The sequence below is a fragment of the Marinobacter sp. MA genome, from assembly GCF_048298425.1.
GTDB classification, from domain to species: Bacteria; Pseudomonadota; Gammaproteobacteria; order Pseudomonadales; family Oleiphilaceae; genus Marinobacter; species Marinobacter salsuginis.
Genome location: NZ_CP103058.1, coordinates 3,336,278 through 3,356,210, shown reverse-complemented (window position 1 = coordinate 3,356,210; position 19,933 = coordinate 3,336,278). Strand labels below are relative to the sequence as shown.

At 55.2% G+C, this 19,933-nt stretch carries 27 protein-coding genes; 24 read left to right on the top strand and 3 right to left on the bottom strand.

What is annotated here, in order from left to right; genetic code table 11:
• Positions 1-47 precede the first annotated feature (47 nt).
• The 19 genes from urtC to NUW46_RS15540 all read left to right on the top strand — a co-directional run bounded on the left by urtC (position 48) and on the right by NUW46_RS15540 (position 14,390).
• Positions 48-1,172 (top strand): urea ABC transporter permease subunit UrtC, encoded by a 1,125-nt coding sequence (gene urtC, locus NUW46_RS15630; protein ID WP_418140617.1) that lies wholly within the window; start codon positions 48-50, stop codon positions 1,170-1,172.
• On the top strand, positions 1,169-1,993 hold the full coding sequence (gene urtD, locus NUW46_RS15625; protein ID WP_222465239.1) for an urea ABC transporter ATP-binding protein UrtD: 825 nt from the start codon (positions 1,169-1,171) through the stop codon (positions 1,991-1,993). Before urtC ends, urtD begins: the two co-directional genes overlap by 4 nt.
• Positions 1,993-2,691 (top strand): urea ABC transporter ATP-binding subunit UrtE, encoded by a 699-nt coding sequence (gene urtE / locus NUW46_RS15620; RefSeq protein WP_418140616.1) that lies wholly within the window; start codon positions 1,993-1,995, stop codon positions 2,689-2,691. Before urtD ends, urtE begins: the two co-directional genes overlap by 1 nt.
• Complete coding sequence (locus NUW46_RS15615; RefSeq protein WP_418140615.1) at positions 2,688-3,584, top strand: urease accessory protein UreD; 897 nt, start codon at positions 2,688-2,690, stop codon at positions 3,582-3,584. Before urtE ends, NUW46_RS15615 begins: the two co-directional genes overlap by 4 nt.
• Before the next feature lie 36 nt (positions 3,585-3,620).
• Positions 3,621-3,923, top strand: coding sequence for an urease subunit gamma (ureA, locus tag NUW46_RS15610; RefSeq protein WP_069184394.1), 303 nt, complete (start codon positions 3,621-3,623; stop codon positions 3,921-3,923).
• A gap of 10 nt (positions 3,924-3,933) precedes the next feature.
• Entirely contained in the window at positions 3,934-4,251 is a 318-nt protein-coding gene (locus NUW46_RS15605; protein WP_136631679.1) for an urease subunit beta, read from the top strand.
• Positions 4,248-5,951: an urease subunit alpha gene (ureC, locus tag NUW46_RS15600; RefSeq protein ID WP_418140614.1), complete on the top strand. Its 1,704-nt coding sequence runs from the start codon at positions 4,248-4,250 to the stop codon at positions 5,949-5,951. The genes NUW46_RS15605 and ureC overlap by 4 nt, the downstream gene beginning before the upstream one ends.
• Positions 5,952-5,972: 21 nt before the next feature.
• On the top strand, positions 5,973-6,539 hold the full coding sequence (locus NUW46_RS15595) for an urease accessory protein UreE (RefSeq protein ID WP_418140613.1): 567 nt from the start codon (positions 5,973-5,975) through the stop codon (positions 6,537-6,539).
• On the top strand, positions 6,511-7,224 hold the full coding sequence (locus NUW46_RS15590; RefSeq protein WP_418140612.1) for an urease accessory protein UreF: 714 nt from the start codon (positions 6,511-6,513) through the stop codon (positions 7,222-7,224). Before NUW46_RS15595 ends, NUW46_RS15590 begins: the two co-directional genes overlap by 29 nt.
• Before the next feature lie 22 nt (positions 7,225-7,246).
• Entirely contained in the window at positions 7,247-7,885 is a 639-nt protein-coding gene (gene ureG, locus NUW46_RS15585) for an urease accessory protein UreG (protein ID WP_418140611.1), read from the top strand.
• Between the two features lie 43 nt (positions 7,886-7,928).
• Positions 7,929-8,504 (top strand): HupE/UreJ family protein, encoded by a 576-nt coding sequence (locus NUW46_RS15580; RefSeq protein ID WP_418140610.1) that lies wholly within the window; start codon positions 7,929-7,931, stop codon positions 8,502-8,504.
• 171 nt (positions 8,505-8,675) lie between these two features.
• Positions 8,676-9,473: an NERD domain-containing protein gene (locus NUW46_RS15575; protein WP_418140609.1), complete on the top strand. Its 798-nt coding sequence runs from the start codon at positions 8,676-8,678 to the stop codon at positions 9,471-9,473.
• Positions 9,474-9,657: 184 nt separating this feature from the next.
• Complete coding sequence (locus NUW46_RS15570; protein ID WP_418140608.1) at positions 9,658-10,278, top strand: DarT ssDNA thymidine ADP-ribosyltransferase family protein; 621 nt, start codon at positions 9,658-9,660, stop codon at positions 10,276-10,278.
• Positions 10,279-10,280: 2 nt separating this feature from the next.
• Positions 10,281-10,973 carry a DarT1-associated NADAR antitoxin family protein gene (locus NUW46_RS15565; protein ID WP_418140607.1) on the top strand — a complete coding sequence of 231 codons (693 nt, stop codon included), beginning with the start codon at positions 10,281-10,283 and terminating at the stop codon, positions 10,971-10,973.
• A gap of 94 nt (positions 10,974-11,067) precedes the next feature.
• Positions 11,068-11,937, top strand: coding sequence for a DUF6731 family protein (locus tag NUW46_RS15560; RefSeq protein WP_418140606.1), 870 nt, complete (start codon positions 11,068-11,070; stop codon positions 11,935-11,937).
• Complete coding sequence (locus tag NUW46_RS15555; protein ID WP_418140605.1) at positions 11,934-12,356, top strand: hypothetical protein; 423 nt, start codon at positions 11,934-11,936, stop codon at positions 12,354-12,356. Before NUW46_RS15560 ends, NUW46_RS15555 begins: the two co-directional genes overlap by 4 nt.
• 107 nt (positions 12,357-12,463) lie before the next feature.
• The gene (locus NUW46_RS15550) at positions 12,464-13,066 is read left to right on the top strand and encodes a PIN domain-containing protein (RefSeq protein WP_418140604.1); all 603 of its coding nucleotides are present in this window, start codon (positions 12,464-12,466) and stop codon (positions 13,064-13,066) included.
• Positions 13,067-13,212: 146 nt separating this feature from the next.
• A complete protein-coding gene (locus NUW46_RS15545) occupies positions 13,213-13,743 on the top strand; it encodes a hypothetical protein (protein WP_418140603.1) in 531 nt (176 codons plus the stop codon).
• A gap of 11 nt (positions 13,744-13,754) precedes the next feature.
• The gene (locus NUW46_RS15540; protein ID WP_418140602.1) at positions 13,755-14,390 is read left to right on the top strand and encodes a hypothetical protein; all 636 of its coding nucleotides are present in this window, start codon (positions 13,755-13,757) and stop codon (positions 14,388-14,390) included.
• Between the two features lie 12 nt (positions 14,391-14,402).
• Here the strand turns inward: NUW46_RS15540 and NUW46_RS15535 are convergent, their stop codons facing one another.
• Positions 14,403-14,687 (bottom strand): hypothetical protein, encoded by a 285-nt coding sequence (locus NUW46_RS15535; RefSeq protein WP_418140601.1) that lies wholly within the window; start codon positions 14,685-14,687, stop codon positions 14,403-14,405.
• Between the two features lie 704 nt (positions 14,688-15,391).
• Entirely contained in the window at positions 15,392-16,165 is a 774-nt protein-coding gene (locus NUW46_RS15530; RefSeq protein ID WP_418140600.1) for a hypothetical protein, read from the bottom strand.
• Positions 16,166-16,590: 425 nt separating this feature from the next.
• Here NUW46_RS15530 and NUW46_RS15525 point away from each other — a divergent pair, with 425 nt between their 5' ends.
• The 5 genes from NUW46_RS15525 (at position 16,591) to NUW46_RS15505 (ending at position 18,826) form a co-directional block, all read left to right on the top strand.
• A complete protein-coding gene (locus NUW46_RS15525) occupies positions 16,591-17,043 on the top strand; it encodes a transposase (protein ID WP_418140599.1) in 453 nt (150 codons plus the stop codon).
• Between the two features lie 63 nt (positions 17,044-17,106).
• Positions 17,107-17,460 carry a type II toxin-antitoxin system RelE/ParE family toxin gene (locus tag NUW46_RS15520; protein ID WP_418140598.1) on the top strand — a complete coding sequence of 118 codons (354 nt, stop codon included), beginning with the start codon at positions 17,107-17,109 and terminating at the stop codon, positions 17,458-17,460.
• A 14-nt stretch (positions 17,461-17,474) separates the two neighbouring features.
• Positions 17,475-17,786, top strand: a complete 312-nt coding sequence (locus NUW46_RS15515; RefSeq protein WP_338355581.1) for a helix-turn-helix transcriptional regulator — start codon at positions 17,475-17,477, stop codon at positions 17,784-17,786.
• A 13-nt stretch (positions 17,787-17,799) separates the two neighbouring features.
• Positions 17,800-18,255: a metallophosphoesterase family protein gene (locus tag NUW46_RS15510; RefSeq protein WP_418140597.1), complete on the top strand. Its 456-nt coding sequence runs from the start codon at positions 17,800-17,802 to the stop codon at positions 18,253-18,255.
• A gap of 196 nt (positions 18,256-18,451) precedes the next feature.
• The gene (locus tag NUW46_RS15505; RefSeq protein WP_418140596.1) at positions 18,452-18,826 is read left to right on the top strand and encodes a thiol-disulfide oxidoreductase DCC family protein; all 375 of its coding nucleotides are present in this window, start codon (positions 18,452-18,454) and stop codon (positions 18,824-18,826) included.
• 49 nt (positions 18,827-18,875) lie between these two features.
• On the opposite strand, the gene NUW46_RS15500 is transcribed toward NUW46_RS15505, so the two are convergent.
• The gene (locus tag NUW46_RS15500) at positions 18,876-19,817 is read right to left on the bottom strand and encodes a hypothetical protein (protein ID WP_418140595.1); all 942 of its coding nucleotides are present in this window, start codon (positions 19,815-19,817) and stop codon (positions 18,876-18,878) included.
• Between the last annotated feature and the right edge of the window lie 116 nt (positions 19,818-19,933).

The following is a 19,933-nucleotide window of genomic DNA, read 5'->3' as shown; positions in this document are numbered from 1 at the left end:
TTCAGAGGCTCAGTGAATCAAATAATTAGCCAGAAGGGACACCAGTTATGTGGCTAACAAGACCCTTACAAGAGCGATCCACGCAAGTATTTCTGGGGGTGCTGTTTGTGGCCCTGGTGGTGGTGAGCTTCCTCCACGTGTTCATGCCCGAGGACAGCGCTCTGCATGTCAGCGCCTACACCGTGACGCTGCTGGGCAAGTACCTGTGCTATGCGCTGCTGGCAGTAGCGGTGGACCTGGTTTGGGGCTACCTCGGTATCCTCAGCCTGGGCCATGGCGCCTTCTTTGCCCTGGGCGGCTACGCCATGGGCATGTACCTGATGCGCCAGATTGGTGATCGCGGCGTGTATGGCGATCCCATCCTGCCGGACTTCATGGTGTTCCTGAACTGGCAGGAGCTGCCCTGGTTCTGGCACGGGTTCGACATGGCCTGGTTCGCCTTCATCATGGTGCTGCTGGCGCCGGGCCTGCTGGCCCTGGTGTTTGGCTTCCTGGCCTTCCGCTCGCGGGTGACCGGCGTATACCTCTCCATCATCACCCAGGCGCTGACCTTTGCCCTGATGCTGGCCTTCTTCCGTAACGAGATGGGCTTTGGTGGCAACAACGGCCTCACCGACTTCAAGGATATCCTCGGCTTCAACCTGCGCACCGATGCGACGCGTCTCGGACTGTTCATTGCCACCGGCATCGCGTTGGCCATTGGCTACGTGATCTGCCGGGGCATAGTGACCAGCAAGCTGGGCCGGGTGAGCGTGGCCTGCCGGGATGCCGAGGCACGCACCCGCTTCCTGGGTTACCGGGTGGAGCGGGTTCAGCTGTTCGTGTTCGTGGTGTCCGCCATGCTGGCGGGCGTGGCCGGCGCGCTGTACGTGCCCCAGGTGGGCATTATCAACCCGAGCGAATTCTCGCCCCTGTTCTCCATCGAGATCGTGGTGTGGGTGGCCCTGGGCGGACGTGCAACCCTCTACGGTGCGGTCATCGGGGCCATCCTGGTGAACTACGCCAAAACCGTGTTCACCGGCATCATGCCGGACGCCTGGCTGTTCGCCCTCGGCGGCCTGTTTGTGCTGGTTACCGTGTTCCTGCCCAAGGGCATTGCCGGGTTGTTGCAGAAACGCCGCAAAGCCAACGCCGATGACGATACACCCGCAGGCCAGGAGGCAACCGCATGAGCATTTTCAAGGAACTGGCTGACCGGGAGCACGTGTTCGAGTTTCTCACTCAGGTGCAATCGCCGGTGGACGTGCGGCACGGCCCCATCCTCTACATGGAAGATGTGAGCGTGAGCTTTGATGGCTTCAAGGCCATCAACAACCTCAACCTTACCATCGACGACGGCGAGCTCCGTTGCATCATCGGGCCCAATGGCGCCGGTAAGACCACCATGATGGACATCATCACCGGTAAAACCCGGCCGGACACCGGCTCGGTATGGTTCGGCAGCCGCCACAACCTGCTCACCATGAACGAGCCGGACATCGCCTCCCTGGGCATCGGCCGCAAGTTCCAGAAACCCACGGTATTCGAAGCCCTCACCGTGTTCGAAAACCTGGAACTGGCCATGGCGGCGGACAAGCGCGTGTTTCCCACGCTGACCGCCGTGATGAAAGCCGAATACCGGGACCGCATCGACGAAGTGCTGGAAATGATCGGCCTGGAATCCCTCCGCGACCGCCTCGCCGGCATTCTCTCCCACGGCCAGAAACAGTGGCTGGAAATCGGCATGTTGCTGATGCAGAAGCCGCGCCTGCTGCTGGTGGACGAGCCGGTCGCCGGCATGACCGAACAGGAGATGGAGCGCACCGCCGAACTGCTCACCAGCCTGGCCGGCAAACAGTCGGTTGTGGTGGTGGAACACGACATGGGCTTTGTGCGCTCCATTGCCCGCAAGGTGACCGTGCTGCACCAGGGCAGTGTGCTGGCGGAAGGCAGCATGGACCAGGTCTCCAACGATCCGGAAGTGATCAAGGTGTATCTCGGGGAGGAGGCGTAATGCTGAAGATTGAAAAGCTCAACCAGTTTTACGGTGAAAGCCACACCCTCTGGGATCTGGACCTGGACGTGCCCCAGGGCCAGTGCACCTGCGTGATGGGCCGCAACGGCGTGGGCAAGACCACGCTGATGAAATGCATCATGGGCGAGGAAACCACCAAGAGCGGCAGCATTGAATTTGCCGGCGATGTGGAACTCACCAAAAAGAAAGTCGAAGACCGCTCCCGCCTGGGCATCGGCTACGTGCCCCAGGGCCGCCAGATTTTTCCGCTGCTGACCGTGGAAGAAAACCTGCGCACCGGCCTGGCCGTTCGCAAGGACGGCAGCAAGAAAATCCCCGAGCGGGTGTACGAGCTGTTCCCGGTGCTGAAGGAAATGAAGCATCGCCGCGGTGGCGACCTCTCCGGTGGCCAGCAACAACAGCTGGCCATTGGCCGGGCCCTTGTGATCGAACCGCGCCTACTGATCCTGGACGAACCCGGGGAGGGCATCCAGCCCAACATCGTGGCCCAGATTGGCGAGGTGATTCGCAAGCTGATCGAGGAGGACGGCCTCACCGTGCTGCTGGTGGAGCAGAAGCTGCCCTTCGCCCGCAAATACGCCGACCGCTTCGCCATCCTCGACCGGGGTCGCCGGGTGGCGGACGGCGAAATTGCCGGGCTGACCGATGAACTGATCAAGAAGCACCTGACCGTATGACCGCCTATCAGCCCATTACCGCCCACGCCTCCGGCCATCGTTTTGATGGCGAACGGCGCTGGGCCGCGGCCCTGGATCTGGGGTTCGAGGCCCGTAGCGAAGGTGATCCAGTGCCCGTAACCCGTCTGGTACGCCGCCGGCACATCGGCCCCCTGCGGGTGCAGCGCCCCTTCTACCCGGAAGGCAAAACCGGCTGCTGCCATGTGTACCTGCTGCACCCACCGGGCGGTCTGGTGAGTGGCGACGAACTGCGCATCGAAGCTTCGGTGGCGGAAGGTGGCCACGCACTGCTCACCACCCCGGCTGCCGCCAAACTCTACAAAGCCGACAGTCATGGCGTGGCCTGGGGCCAGCACACGAGATTGCAGGTGGCCAAAGACGCCATCCTCGAATACCTGCCCCAGGAAACCATCGCCTTCGACGGCTCCCGGGGCGAACAGACCACCACCATCGAACTGGGAAGCGGCGCCCGGACCCTGGGCTGGGAAGTGCTCGCCCTGGGCCGCCCGGCCAGCAAGCTGCCGTTTGCTTCCGGGGTGCTGGAACAACGCTTTCACCTGAGCCTGGACGGCAGGCCCCTGTGGCTGGAACGCCAGCTTCTGGACCCCACCCACCGGCGCTTTACCGGCCACTGGGGGCAGGGCGGCGCCACCGTGCAGGCCACCCTCTGGGCGGTTGGCCTGGACGATGAGGCTGCTGCCATTGAATTGCTGAGAGAACAACTGCCGGACAACAACCGCTGGGCCGTCACCCGGCGCCGTGGGGTGGTGCTGTTGCGCTACCTGGGCACCGAGCGTAACGAAGCCTGGGCCCTGTGCGAGCAGGCCTGGCACCTGTTGCGACCCATGCTCGCGAATGTGCCGGCGCACACACCCAGAATCTGGCTTACCTGACGGCATTGGCCGCAACAGAGAGAGAACGGAGTCACCATGGAACTCACCCCAAGAGACAAAGACAAGCTGCTGCTGTTCACCGCCGCACTGCTGGCGGAACGCCGCAAGGCCAAGGGCCTGAAGCTGAACTACCCGGAAGCCGTGGCCCTGATCAGCGCCGAAATCATGGAAGGGGCCCGGGAAGGCCGCACGGTGGCTGAACTGATGAGCGCCGGCACGGAAATCCTCACCCGTGACGACGTGATGGACGGCGTGGCCGACATGGTGCACGAGGTGCAGGTGGAAGCCACCTTCCCGGACGGCACCAAGCTCGTCACCGTTCACAACCCGATTGTGTAAGGAGACCGACATGACCCCCGGTGAATACCAGATCCAGGACGGCGACATTGAGCTTTGCGCCGGCCGCGAACGCATCGAACTCGACGTATCCAACACGGGCGACCGCCCGGTGCAGATCGGCTCCCACTACCACTTCGCCGAGGCCAACCCGGCGCTGGATTTCGACCGCGCCAAAGCCCGTGGCTACCGCCTCGACGTGGCCGCCGGCACCGCGATCCGCTTCGAGCCCGGCCAGACCCGCTCGGTCACCCTGATTCCGTTTGCAGGCAACCGGGAAATCTACGGCTTCCGCCAGGAAGTGATGGGCAAGCTGGAGGGCAAGGCATGAAAATTTCCAGACAGGCGTACGCCGACATGTACGGCCCCACCGTGGGCGACCGGGTTCGCCTGGGCGATACCGAGCTGTGGATCCAGGTGGAAAAAGACCACACCCATTACGGCGACGAAGTAAAATTCGGCGGCGGTAAAGTCATCCGTGACGGCATGGGCCAGAGCCAGCGCTGCGATGACGCCGTGATGGACACCGTGATCACCAACGCCCTCATCCTCGACTGGTGGGGCATCGTGAAGGCCGACGTGGGCATCCAGAAAGGCCGCATCGCCGCCATCGGCAAGGCCGGCAACCCGGACACCCAGCCAGACGTGACCATCGTTATCGGCCCGGGCACGGAAATCATCGCCGGGGAAGGCAAGATCCTTACCGCTGGCGGCATCGACCCCCACATTCACTTCATCTGCCCCCAGCAGGTGGAAGAAGCCCTGATGAGCGGCATCACCACCATGCTTGGCGGCGGCACCGGCCCGGCTACCGGCACCAACGCCACCACCTGTACCCCGGGCCCCTGGCACATCGGCAAGATGCTCCAGGCCGTGGACAGCCTGCCCATGAACATCGGCTTCCTGGGCAAGGGCAACGCCAGCCTGCCGGAAGCCCTGGAATTGCAGGTAAAAGCCGGCGTGATCGGCCTCAAACTGCACGAAGACTGGGGCACCACCCCGGCCAGCATCGACAACTGCCTCACCGTGGCGGACCAGTTCGATGTGCAGGTGGCCATCCACACCGACACCCTGAACGAATCCGGGTTTGTGGAAGACACCCTGGCCGCCTTCAAGGGCCGCTGCATCCATACCTTCCACACCGAAGGCGCGGGCGGCGGGCACGCCCCGGACATCATCACCGCGTGCTCCAAGGATTACGTGCTGCCGTCGTCCACCAACCCGACGCGGCCCTACACCGTGAACACCATCGACGAACACCTGGACATGCTGATGGTGTGCCACCACCTGGACCCGAACATCCCGGAAGACGTGGCCTTTGCCGATTCCCGCATCCGCCGGGAAACCATTGCGGCGGAAGACATCCTGCACGACATGGGCGTGATCTCCATGATCTCCTCCGACTCCCAGGCCATGGGCCGGGTAGGCGAGGTGATCTGCCGCACCTGGCAAACCGCCCACAAGATGAAAGTGCAGCGCGGCCTGCTGCCGGAAGACGAAGAGCTGGGCGCCGACAACTTTCGCGCCAAACGCTACATCGCCAAGTACACCATCAACTCCGCCATCACCCACGGCATCGCCCACGAAGTGGGTTCCGTGGAAGTAGGCAAGCTGGCGGACCTGGTGCTCTGGAGCCCGGCGTTCTTCGGCGTGAAGCCCGCCTGCATCATCAAGGGCGGCATGATCGCGGCGGCGCCCATGGGTGATCCGAACGCCTCCATCCCCACGCCCCAGCCCGTGCACTACCGGCCCATGTTCGGCGCCTTCGGCAAGGCCGCCAGTGCCACCCGCCTGACCTTTGTCAGTCAGGCCGCGCTGGATGCCGATATTGGCAAGGAGCTGGGCCTGGACAGCCCGCTGTCCGCCTGCAAGGGCGTGCGGGAAGTGCGCAAGGGCGACATGAAACTGAACGACGCGTGCCCACACCTCACCGTAGACCCGCAAACCTACGAAGTACACGCAGACGGCGAGCTGCTCACCTGTGAGCCCGCCACCGAACTGCCCCTGGCCCAGCGCTACCATCTGTTCTGAGCCGGGCACTGGAGAAAGATTATGTTGGAACTGACAAAACGACTGAGTGAACAGGAAGCTGCCGGGATCGAGAGCTCCGAGATTCTCGACAACCTGATCCTGCCCTACGAACTGCGCATCCGTGGCCGCCTGCGAGCCACCACCGAAACCAGGGTGGATGTTGGCCTGTTCCTCGACCGCGGCCCCGTGCTGCGAGACGGCGATCTGCTGCAGGCCAGAACCGGCGAGATCGTCCGCATCCGTGCAGCGGAAGAGCAGGTGGTGACCGCCCGCATCGAAAGTGGCCAGCCCCTGGCGCGGCTGTGCTATCACCTGGGCAACCGCCACGTGACCCTGGCTATTGGCATGGACGACAAGGGCGCCTATGTACGCATCACTCCGGACCACGTGCTGGAAGAACTGGCGGAACGCCTGGGCGCCACGCTGATTCACCACACCGCCCCGTTTGACCCGGAACCCGGTGCCTACACCCAGGCCGGGTACTCTCACGGAAACGGTCACAGCCACGGCCATTCCCACGGGCACAGCCACTCACACGATCACGACCACGGGCACAGCCATGGCCACAGCCACAAGCACACCCACTGAGGCCGGCGCGGCCCCGGCTGGCGATCTGGCCCTGCTGGGCCTGATGCAGCTGGTAAGCCCGGCACTGCCCATAGGCGCTTTTGCCTGGTCCCAGGGCCTGGAAAGCGCCTTCGAACTGGGCTGGGTGAACAACGAAGCCGAACTGGCCGAGTGGATTGAAGGCGTGCTGGAAGATGGCCTGAGCCGCTGTGAACTGCCCCTGCTGGTGCGTTTGCAGACCGCCTGGGCGGAAAACGATGCCGACACGCTGGCCCACTGGAACGATTGGCTGCACGCCACCCGGGAAACCGCTGAACTGAGCGACGAAGACACCCGCCTGGGCGGTGCCCTGGTCACCCTGCTGCGTAATCTGGACCTGCTGCCGGAGCAAAGCCTGATTCCGGAGGAGCCGGGCTACATCACCATGTTCGCCTGGGCCGCCCACAAACGGTTTGTGCCCGTGCGCCAGACGCTGCTCGGTTTTGCCTGGGCCTGGCTGGAAAACCAGCTCGCTGTTGCCTGCAAGGCCTTGCCCCTGGGGCACACCGCCGCGCAACGCATCATCGAACAGCTGCGCCCGCAATTGGTGGCGGCGGTAGACACTGCCCTGGAACGAAACGATCACGAACTCGGGCCCATCCTGCCGGGACTGGCGCTCGGAAGTGCCTTACACGAAACACAGTATTCACGGCTTTTCAGAAGCTGAATAACAATTGAGGAGATCTGCCATGACACATTGTCTGAGAGTTGGAGTCGGCGGCCCGGTTGGCTCCGGTAAAACCGCGCTGCTGCGCCAGCTGTGCAAAGCCCTGCGGGACCACTACGACATCGCCGTGGTGACCAACGACATCTACACCCGGGAAGACGCCGACTTCCTCCTGCGCCATGAAGCCCTGGCCGCAGACCGCATCCTCGGCGTGGAAACCGGCGGCTGCCCGCACACCGCCATCCGTGAAGACGCCTCCATGAACCTGGCGGCCATCGACGACCTCCAGCGCCGCCACCCGGATCTGGAACTGGTACTGGTGGAATCCGGCGGCGACAACCTTTCCGCCACCTTCAGCCCGGAACTGAGCGACCTCACCCTGTACGTCATCGACGTCTCCGCCGGCGACAAGATCCCCCGCAAAGGCGGCCCCGGCATCACCAAATCCGACCTGCTGATCATCAACAAGATCGACATCGCCGACCAGGTGCACGCCTCCCTGGACGTAATGGAACGGGACAGCAAGAAAATGCGCGGCGAACGCCCCTTCGTGTTCACCAACCTCTACGACGGGGTAGGGCTGGAGACCATCATCAGCTTCATTCTGGAGCGGGGCATGCTGCCGGAGCGTCGTCCTGAAAAACTGGCGGAACCCGCCTGAGCCAACCGACTTCGAACGACTTGAGAACCATCAGGAGAAAACCATGAAATTCACAGCCAAACTCCTCACCGCCGCTGCGCTACTCACGGCTTCTGCCACCGCCATGGCCCACTCCGGCCACGCCGAAGGCGGTTTCACCAGCGGTTTGCTGCACCCCATGCTGGGCCTGGACCACCTGCTGGCCATGGCCGCCATCGGCTTCTGGAGCGTGCGCCAGAGCAATACCATGAAAAACGCCACCCCCGCCTTCGTGATCGGCGGCATGATCCTCGGCGCCACTCTCGCCTGGGGCGGCCTCAGCCTGCCGGGCGTGGAAGCCGGGATTACCTTTTCCGTACTGGTCGCCGGCATCCTGATTGCCACACTGGCGAAACTGCCCACGGCTGTGGGTGGCACTCTGGTTGGTGCGTTTATGTTGTTCCATGGCTTTGCACATGGTGCTGAAATGCCCGCGGGCGCGACTCTCGCCGCTTACCTGGCTGGCTTCTCCATCGCTACGCTGGCGATCACCCTAGTTGGCCGTGGATTGGGTAGCTTGATGCTGAAGGCGGATAGCCGGTTTAGCCGTGGGGTTGGTGGTGTGCTGGCGGTTGCGGGGGCGTATTTGGCGGCTGCCTGATACGTACTTCAAAACCATCAATAAGCAGACAAGAAAGCCGCCCGGGAAACCGGGCGGCTTTTGTTGTATTTGGTTTACTAAAATTTACGTCGCACGGGTAGGAAGTTTCCTAAGGATTAGGCTAGTGTGTAGTTATAAGAAACGGATAGACACCGCTGTTAAGGATGACGGATGGACTACAACCAGATATTGCACACCCTCCAGAACAACATTCCGGCCCAGATTTGGTATCTGATTCCGTTCTTCCTCGTTGCGGTAGTCATCAAATCGGCTTGGTTCAAAGGAAAGGCTGGGGAGGCAGTTGTTAACCTTTCAGCCAAACTCTTTCTCGATAAAGCCCGTTACCACCTCATCAAGAACGTTACCCTGCCCACGGAAGACGGCACCACCCAGATCGACCACATCATTGTCTCCCGGTACGGCGTGTTCGTGGTGGAAACCAAGAACATGAAAGGCTGGATCTTCGGTAACGCCAAACAGCGGTATTGGACGCAGAAGATCTTCAAGTACTCGCAGAAATTTCAGAACCCGCTGCACCAGAACTACAAACACGTTAAGACACTGCAAAGCCTCTTGGACCTGACTGATGAGCAGGTGTTTTCGGTGGTGGTCTTTGTGGGGGATTCCACATTCAAAACGCCTATGCCGGAGAACGTGACCCACGGTGGTGGGTATGTCCGCTTTATCAAAGCCCAAACTGAGCAGCGGCTGTCGGATGCTGAAGTTCAGAAGGTAATCGAAGCCATTGAATCCGGGCGGCTGGTGGCTACGTTCAAAAATCACCGGAAGCACGTGGCGCATGTGAAGGAGGTCGTGGCTAAGAAAAACAGTGAGCCACGGTGCCCGAAGTGCCAGGGTGAGATGGTAAAGCGCACGGTGAAGCGCGGAGAGAATATTGGGAAGGAGTTTTTTGGTTGTAAGGCATTTCCCAAGTGCCGGGGGATGGTTGGTGCTTCGTTATTGCAATAACGAAGCTGTCAAATGATTACGGCGCGAACAGAGTGTTATTGCATCGTAGAGGATTGATTTTAATGGCTTAACTGGCTCAATATGAGTTTGTGGTCCTGAGCTTTAATTGATGCTCAAATGATTGCAATAACGAAGCGCGCTATCAAATCACTGTTAAATATGCGTTCGGTTTTTAGGAGGTAGAGTGAGCAAGGAAGAAATAAAGCAGGTTGTGAAAGATCGGCAGGTGCCCTTTTTGGTTCATTTCACGCAACTGGCAAATCTGCCCAGCATTCTGGAAAATGGCTTGTTATGTCGAGATGCCATCCCTGAAGATGTCGCAATCAATGATGAAATGCGTCTTGACGGTCGGCGAAATACCATCTCTCTATCAATTGGATTTCCTAACCATCGAATGTTCTATAAGTATAGGCAAGAGAATCAAGTGCCTTGGTGTGTGTTGGCGCTTAAGCCATCAGTGCTATGGGATCTTGAATGTTTATTCTGTAAACACAATGCCGCAGACGGCAGGATCTCTGGTCTTTCGGATGCCGATCTCTCTTCAGCATCGGCCTTAAGAGAAATGTTTGATGAGATCCCATCTCTGGATTCGCGAGAAGAGCAAAGACTTAAAATATTCGACCCAACGGACCCACAAGCCGAAGTGTTGGTAAACCAATCAATACCAACCGACTACATCGGTGGAATAGTATTTCCTGATCGGCCATCTAAAGATCAGTATCAGCATCTATCAGAACGGTTAAAGCTTGTCGAGCATAGCAGAAATAAAGGTTTCTTTGCTGCTCGGGGCTATGTGAGACGTTAATTATGGCAACTAGGCCCTTGTTTATCCCAAAAAAAGGCGAAGTTGGAGTAATTGAGAAGCTGATAGAGTTTAAGTGGTTTCCTGGAATGGCCGCGTCTCAAAAGAAGAAATCTATAGCCTCTCTACATGAATCCGCAAAATACTTGGGCTATGAACGCCTATTGGAGGTATCAAGCAAGTCTGAAGATCCGCTCGGGATAGAATTAAGCGCGTTCAATTTGACTATAACCACGAAGAAAAATAATAAAACATTCAGCGTGGAGTCGGCATTCCAAGCAAGTAAAGTTTTTGAACGAGGTGGCCCCTACAAGGACATATTTTTAAAAGAGTCGTTGGAAGCAAAGCGTGATGTAAGGCTCAAGGAGTCGGGAAATCTTGTGGGATTCAGTTTTTTTGGTGAAAAATTTCCAATAGTGCCGAGAACATACTTTTATGATTGGATATATATCAACGCACTAGTTCAAAATCGCGATTTGTGCGATTCGGTTTTAGAATTTGACGCATTTTCAGATATTGAATTTAATCCGAAAAAGTCCATAAATTGCCAAGCTCATGCAGTAGCACTATTCATTAGCCTGAAAAAGAACGACGTTTTGGGAAAAGCTTTGTCGTCATCTGACGATTTCTTGTCGATTTGCGAGCAACATTATGCGGAACAACGTAGAAATATTTCGGTGCAGGATCGCATGATTTAACAACACGCGGCAGTCGGACGCCCTTGTCTACGCTTCGCTTCGTCAAGGTCGCTGGTGCGCTTTGCGTTAGCACTCATAAAAACAAGAGGTAAGAATGAAGGAAAAGTTAAAGGTTCATGCTTTTGGGGTGAAAGCTTTTGATGGAAGCGGGGCTCTCGAAGATCTATTAGCTCAGATAAAAAACGATTCGCTGCCGGCAAGAGTGAGGACAGTAGGATATGCCGATATTAGGGTTGAAGACGTGCGAAAGGTCAATGGGCTTTGGTTCTTTGATTTTGGCAAATTTCGTGAGCAGCATGGGCCTGGGAAAGCTTCCAAAGCGACGCCGGTAAAGGGCTTTACCTTCAGCAATGGGGAAGTTTTCTGTGAGGAAACAGCGTGCGTCTACATTCCCAAAACCAAACATCTTATTGTTCAGTATAACCATCACGGTGCTCGTGTAGGGAAGATTCAAGAATACCTCAATAATTACGACCCCAATAATTCATACACATTCGAACTTCTCCCTAAATATGACCAAACAGTTGAGCGTAAATTTAGAAATCGTGCTGCTACGAAAAAAATAATCTTTGAAATCGACCCTCGTTTTCTTTCCCAAGCAGATAAAGTTGCAGGAACCGCCCTCACTCAAGCTCTCGAGTTGGGCAATCAGTCCCAAGGTGAAAAGGTTGAATTAACGATTTCAGCAGGAAAGCCTAAGAGTAATTACCTGAGCAAATTCATTGATAAGACCGCAGATACGCTGAAAACCAAAGCTGGTCAAAACCCCGACGGAATAACAAAATTGAGAGTGGGGGTTCTTGAGAACCTAGATAGTCGTATGGAAGTGTTGGACCTTATTGCTCAAAGGCTCATTCATCAATTCGATGATATTCCAATAGGCAGTGATCTTCGCTTCCCAAGGAAAGAGCGGTATAAAGCGTTACACCGCGCATATAAGGGCTGGAAAAACATTCTAAAATGATGAAATCCATATATCTTGAAAAGTTGGCACCTTACATCCTCGCTGTAGCAGGTGGGGTTTGCTGGTGGAGGTTCGATCTAGCTTTGCCAAGCGAAAATGCGATTTTGAGCTCTTCTTTAACACTGGGCGCAATATTGACTGGCTTCCTTGCAACGGCGAAAGCCATCGTTATGACTTTGAACTCACCAATAATGCAAAAGATCCGTGAAACATCGTATTTGAGCGATATGGTTTCTTACCTAAGTCAAGCTATTTGGCTTAGTTTCGGATTTTGCATTGTTTCTTTGATTGGCTTTTTTGTTCCCAAGCAAGAAGTTTGGTATGGCTTGGCCTGGATAGGCCTGGGTTTGGCCAGTGCAGGCGCATTCATTCGCGTTACAAACATTATGCTTAAAATTATTAACCATCCACCCCAATAGGTGCTAATAAGCGCATCAACGGGACCGATTTGTTCCGCTAGTCGCTCCACAAACCGGCCCGTTATGCATGGCGTCAAGGCGAATTGCATGGAAGCGAGGAAGTATTCTTGAAAACCAATTACGTACTGATTGATTTCGAAAACGTTCAGCCAAAAAATCTCGAGCTACTCAAGGGGCACGGTTTTAAAGTTATCGTTTTTGTTGGCTCGAAACAGGTAAAGATCTCATTCGATTTGGCTTGCGCCATGCAGTCTCTTGGCGCTGACGCAGAGTATGTGAAAATAGAGGGCAATGGACCGAATGCGCTGGATTTTCATATTGCCTTCTACATGGGAAACATCGCGGCCAGGGACCCAGATTGCTACTTTCATATAATTTCAAAAGATACTGGCTTCGATCCGCTGATTAAGCACCTTAAGGCCAAGCGCATCTATGCCCAGAGAGAAAAGGATATTTCCGAGATTCCCCTACTCAAAATCTCAAACTCCAAGTCAATGGCAGAGCGAATCGACGCAATTGTTGAGTTTCTCAAGGTCCGTGGCGCTGCCAAGCCAAGAGCGGTGAAAACACTGTCCAACTCGATTAATTCATTGTTCATGAAGAAGCTTGAAGAGGACGAGTTGGGAAAAATCATGGACGAATTGATCCGGCAAAAAATTGTCGTAACTAACGGCTCGAAGGTGACTTACCAGTTACCAGGAAAGCCTTAACGAACCAAGTAAGCCGGGCGCCCTTGATGGGTCGCCGGTTCGTTCCACGTTAGGGTTCAAAATTTCTTTAAATTTACTGTTCAGGTGTGGAGTGCGTGGCCTGACTTTATTATCCCCAATCTGGATCTGTTTCGGAGTACAAAACTTTGGACCCAGTTAGTTTGGTGTTTTCCGCTTACCTGAATACTGTGCAGTCGACGGTATCGAATCATTTCAATGAAACCAGAAATCTTGAGGTTCGTTCCGTCGTTGTCGAATACGAGGGTGTTCCTGTCTCATACCAGCACCAACTATGGCGAGTGCGTCCGGAAAGTGTCTGTGCAAACTACCAACAAAACATTAGCCAGTTTTCCGAGTGTACCGTTAAGGCTTCTCGGCTGTTCAATGCGTTGTGTTCGGAATTGAAGCAGTCGTCAGCAGGCGACTGGGGGCAGGTGAAAATCCAGAATATGTACTGCAATGCTGCTGTGTCGTTCAAGCCCACAGTTGCCAGTATCGGCTCCGCAGAAATGCTCTCCAGCTTGGAAGATGCCCGACAGGCCTGCAATGCGGCGACGGTTTCGGCCATGGGTAATAGCGATCCCAGGTTAGCGCGAGAGCGGGATAAGGCTTGTGAGGTTTATCGGGAGTTGAAGGCAAAGCCTAAATCCAGTGACAGTAAAGTCACGCCACAATAAGAGGAAACAAAATGCGAAAAAGGAACGCAGTAGCCCTTACGGCTGTTCTGGCTATGACAACCACTCCGCTGTTTGCGGAAAAAACTCAATCGGGTATCGGCAAAAGTAATTTTTCATACAGTACCGTCGGCGGGTACCTGGGCCGGGTAACGCCGGATGAGGAAATCGTTTTTCTGAATGAGGTTTACGAGGACTTCGGTGCAGCCGGCATCAATGGTGCGGTCCAGTTGGCTGATAACCTTGCGATCGGGGCTTCAGCGGATATTTTCACCAACGAAGGCAATCGCACCGAAATCACCAACTCCTCAATTAGCTTAAACCTGTTTGTACCTATTCCCATTGGGGATCGTGTAGACCTTATTCCCCGCGTTGGCTATGTGGGCAACGAGGTCGAAGCTTGTGCGGATAACATTTGTGCCACCGAAGACGACAGCGCACTATCGTACGGCCTGTTTGCCCGTATTTGGGTTGTGCCGGGCACCCTGGAGATCAGCGGTGGTTTCTCAGATTCCGATGAGGAGAACTCTGACAGCACGACTTCAATAGGTGCGGCACTCTGGTTTAGGGAACATCACAGTATTGAGTTGAATGTGGACCAAAATGAGAGCTTTGATGCTGTAACGGTGGGATACCGCTATACCCTGTGATCTCGATAAGCTCTACAAAACCGGGACTGCAGAGAACGGATTCTTTGCTTCAAAAGCAAGGATGAACGGATGATGAAACAGACCAGGGTGATTTTGCCCGGTTTTGTAGAGAAAGCGGAGCCCCCATTGATCAAACCCAGTTGTTACAGTTGCCGAAAAAAGTTTGAGCCACCTGAGCTCAGAGTCTCTTACTCGAAAAACTACTGTGAGCGCTGCGGTGTCGGGCTGTTTGGTGAGGATTATTTCAGTTTCGACGCGAAGCCCGCCCCAACGATTCGGAAGAACCTGGCTGTTCATTTTGCAGTGCTTTCTCTCGGGGCTGCTGGCCTGTTTTTATGGCTTTTGGCAGGCCAGTCGTGACCGCTCGGAATCCGGCGCAGGTTTATTGTCCCACTTTCCAGCTGTCCTGATTCTTGATCCCGTTTTCGTTCGAGAATAACCCTAGGTGCCGAGGAGGGGCGATTTGCAGCCCAAATCTAAAGATAAATCTACAGCTCTTACTTCCAATCTGCGTGATTTTAGCCCGAAGAAAACCGGGACAGATTTATTTTCGCGGCTAATGTAGAGTTTCGATGTTCGACCGACCCGTCTTAGGAACGCCATTGATAAGCCCGGTAGTCCGCTTTGGGAAGGATGCTACAAGATCAGCCCGATCGATAATGAGCACTAACTGAGGTTGAAAACCGTGTTGGTATCAGGGTTGAAATTCGTAAGCCCGGAAGGCCGGCATTTAAAAAAATAGATCGGTCTAGGTTTTTTTGGTTCGGCAAGTTCAGCACTCGGGAGTTGTTAAATCAATTATTTTTAATGATAAGCGGTGGCGGGCCAGCAAATCCTCTTGGCCACTTCGTTGATTGGAGACTGATGCCAAGTATCAGGCCTAAGTGAGTCTTAGGAGAGAGGGAAAGAACGCTGAAGAGGGAGCGATCCCGAGAAAATCTGTCGGGATCGCAAGTGGCTCAGAAACTTTTTAGGAATCCCAGCGAAGGTTCTGGCTTATATCAGAAATCAGAAACAGCGTTGTTGGCAGCACTTTGTTTCTTCTTGATTTCATTAGCGTATTCAACTTTGGAAATAAGCGTTGCGCTGCATACGGGGCTACCGCCTTCCTGGCAACGCATGTCAATCCAGCCAGAATGCTTGTCCCAGTACCAAACGTTGGTTTGAGCGGCATATCTGCTGTTTGAGGTCACATAGGACGCATTAGACGGATGGACGTTTCCGTTATCCGGCTGAAGGCCCTTACCGAAAGTCGAATCCAGCGCCTGAAGAAGCGCGTCTCCATTATCGAAGTCAGCGGTTTCCAGTACGACACTGTGAAGTTTGTCGTCTAAATAGCGGTAGTGAATGGCCGACAAGCTAGCGCGTCCAATAGAGTTGTCACTATTATTTACTTTATAGATATCAAAAGTATCGACAGTCCCCACCTTCACCATGTTGTCGGTCGGCGCATCGCCCCACTTGAGCTCTCGGAAGCCAAGAAGCTTTTTCTTCTTACCGCCAGGGTTGAGTGGCTTGCCAGAGGAAGTTGCCCGGCCACTTAAGATAACGCCATCTTCGGTACGCTCTGGACCTGAAGGCCCGAGGGTGAAGTTGGTCTTTTGAAAATCCTTTGCGACGACCTCGACGGTTTTAGACACGACGTCGGTGGCTCCGGCTATAAAGGAGTTCAAATGATCCCCAGCGGTGGGTGCGCTTCCATCCTTGCCCTGAGTGGCGCAACCCGTCATTGCCAGTACTGCGATGGCAGTAAAAGAGGTGAGTGATCGTTTCATAGTGTTCCTTACTTCAGCGTGATGCGAATGAAGATCTAGAATGTGTGAAAACCTTCAGTAGCCGTATCGGGCTCCGAGGTAGTGCCACCTGATCTTTCTGGTTATCGATACCGGCGATTACGATGCGACGCTCGCCGGGCGACCATTCTAGAGACTGTTTGTTAAAAAGAGAGGGTACTCGATGAAGTTTCACAAACGTTTACAAATCCTATAGTTAAGCAGGTTTTGGGCGGTTAAGCGCCAGTGATTGGAAGGAGGATCAACGAGGGGTAAAACGCAATTCAAAGCCAGGGCAGATTTATTTTCGCGGCTCCGCTGATAGTTCTGCCGTGATTTGGTCCGCTACCAACCGTTTCGGCACTTCGGTTAACATCGGGTCTGCACGCACAGAACGGATTCTGTGGTTGAAAAGCAAGGAGGCGCTTATGCCAAGACAGACCAGGGTGATTGTGCCCGGTTATCCCCATCATATTGTCCAACGCGGCCATAACCGCCAACCGGTGTTCGTCGAACGCCGTGATTTCGAGTACTACCTGGCAAACCTTCAAGAGTGGAAGCAGGTCTATGAGCTGGAGGTGTTCAGCTACTGCCTGATGACGAACCATGTTCATCTGGTCGTTCAGGCAAACGACAATGTAACCGCAATTCCTCAATTGATGAAGCGCCTGGCTGGTCGTCAGACACGCTTTGTGAATGCCCTCGAAAAACGCAGTGGTTCTCTCTGGGAAGGGCGCTACAAGATTAGCCCGATTGATACTGATGCCTACCTGCTGGCTTGTTGTCGCTATGTAGAGCTCAATCCTGTTAAAGCAGGGATGGTGGATAAACCTGAGTTGTATGAGTGGTCGAGCTATTTTGCGCGGAAGTTGATGAGTTAATAGAGGTATGGCATAGGCGCACCTAAATAGGTACAATCAGTTTGCGCCAAGGAAAGGGGTTGTATGACAAGGAAAGCGGTTAACGTCGTATTTTACAGAAGTGACAGTGGTCGAGAACCGGTCAAGGAGTGGTTGCTGAAGCTTGATAAAGAGGATCGTTCAGTGATCGGAACTGATCTGAAGACGGTGGAATATGGATGGCCACTGGGCATGCCTTTGGTGAGGGGCTTCTCTGGGAAGGTCAACTCAGATTTGTGGGAAGTTCGTAGTGATCTATCAGGCGGTCGGATTGCACGAGTCATATTCACGATGTTCCGCGGCGATATGGTGCTGCTGAACGGCTTCATCAAAAAGACTCAGAAAACACCAGATCAAGAGTTGGCGAAAGCGAGAGATCGAAAGAAGAATCTTGTCTGAATGGGAGCAGGAAAATGACACAGCACAAACACGTTGGCAGCTCTCTCGATGATCTGCTTGAAGCTGACGGCACACTTGAGCAAGTAGAAGCTGAGGCGCTGAAGCGGGTAATCGTCTGGCAGATTCAGCAGGCAATGGGTCAGACCGGTGTGAATAAGTCTCAGCTTGCCCAGAAAATGCATACTAGCCGTACAGTGGTTAACCGCCTTCTTGATGAGAAGGATACCGGTGTGACTATCACAACGCTTGTTAAAGCTGGGCGTGCTCTGGGTATGACCTGGACTTTGCAGGCGGGTGAGGATAACGGATCTGGCCGCGCGGCTTGACCGAGGCGTAAACATGCAAATCGGGGTAATCGCAGACACCCACAGCAAAATGCGTCCCGAAGCCCTGGAGGCTCTGGAGGGCTCGGATCTGATCCTCCATGCCGGTGACGTGGGGCGGGATGAGGTTCTGGAGGCACTGGAGGCCATCGCTCCCTTGGTTGCTATCCGCGGCAATATAGATACAGCAGGCCGTGCAGCAACGCTACCTGATGTTCAGGATCTGGAGTTTCTCGGCCATGCCTTTTACATGCTTCACGACGTCAAAACCCTCGAATTCGATCCGCAAAGTCGTTACCGGGTGGTGATCGCCGGCCATTCCCACAAACCCCGTAATGAATGGATTGGCGACGTGCTTTACTTCAATCCCGGTGGCGCCGGGCCCCGGCGTTTTACGCTGCCGATCACGGTAGGGCGGTTGCAGGTGAGTGAAGACGGTGTGGTTGGTGAGATTATTGAACTGCCGGTTTGATCCTGAAGCAAAGAGCTATCCTGAGACTCTCGACCTTCAAGCATGCGAGCCAGACAATGATCGAAACGCCCCTGGAATTTCAGAGCGAGGGCACAACCTCTAGCCGATCATGCCTTGGGATCCGAACGGTTAACGGGAGCCACACATTGTTTTATCGTGTAGTTAGGTGAATACGATGCAAACAAGGGAGAGGGCGATGACGGCACCAGGCGATCAGCTTCGCGTGTTCTACGATGGCGCCTGCCCGAGCTGCGTCAAGGATCGCAGGCTCTATGAGCGACTGGCGGGCCGGACCGGCGAATCGGTAGAGTGGGTGGATATCACTGGCCGTGATGAGGCGTTGAAGGAACGTGGTATAGACCCGCAAGCCGCGCTTCAGGAGCTCCATGTGGAGGATGGCCAGGGCAACATCCACCGGGAACTGGATGCCTATATCCTGCTAATGTCGCGGGTCTGGCTTCTGAAACCGCTTGCCTGGCTGATTGGTTTGCCGGTGATTCGACCAGCGCTGGCAAAGCTGTATCACAAATGGGTGAGCGAGCGGTTGGAGAGAACCGGGCGCATGCCATAATCTGGATGTGATAATGGATGGCGAGGAGCATAGTCCTCGCCGCCACTGATCAAAGGATCGGTACAAAGCCAACGGTGTTGCAGTCGGCATGGCTCTCAACAATCTGGCCATCTATCCATACAGCTACGGCGCCTGCTGTGCCAGCCGCACTGCTGCCATATCGAACTTCCGCAGAACCATCACTGGCAACACGGATGATTCCCTCGGTTGGACAGGCTTCATTGACAGAGAGGCTCACCGGAGTGGGGGTCGATACCTGAACATGTCCTTGAATTGCAGAGCCGATCAGCGTGCCAGTCATTGAGTATTCGAGGTTAGACTCCGTGCCTTCCAGCCGCGTCTCGGTGTTGGTGAGAGCGATGTAATGGTTGCCGACTTTCAGCTCGAAGGCTTCGATGGTGTCAACAAAACGGCCGCTTGCCGAGTCGTTTTCCCAGCGGAATAGTTGATCCCAGTCGCTGCGACCTTTTACGGTCAATGGCTCGCCGCTGTTTTTAAGCTCACCGGTGATGTTGTAGCTTTCATACCCCTTCCAGGTTTCGCTGGTCGCCGTTTCGCCGGTGAGAGTATCAACGTACCGGAAAGTGCCATTGAGCATGACGTTGCCGTGGCTAAAGGTGGAAACGACGCAGTTATTGAACGACCAGCGTTCATCTATGTTCCAGTCTTTGCCCGCGTAGGTGACGGTGGCCGTGCCTCCTCCATCACAATTGGTTGTTCCCGATACACCTCCGTTCTGATCCCAAAGAGATTCATGAAGATCCTCAAGCAAACCAAAAGCGCCGTTTATATCAGCCGAAAGCTGGTTGACGTTGTTGACGTTCGTGGACGAGGAAATTGCAATCGTTTTGCTCGCGTAGCCGTTTGAGTCAAGCGAGAGAGTTGGCTCTGCGTTATTGCTGCTCCCACCGCCGCCACCGCCACCGCAAGCGGTCAGTAGCGCCAAGCTGGAGACTACAGCGCAACGTCCGATCAATTTCTTTTTATTCATGCTTCCCTCTCAGATTTCCTCAAATGCTTGATGCCTGGAGCCCGGTGTTTTGGGGACCGCTCCAGACGCGCGTGTCTGCATTCAGGTAATTTCAAGGGAGCACGGGAGGTAAAACG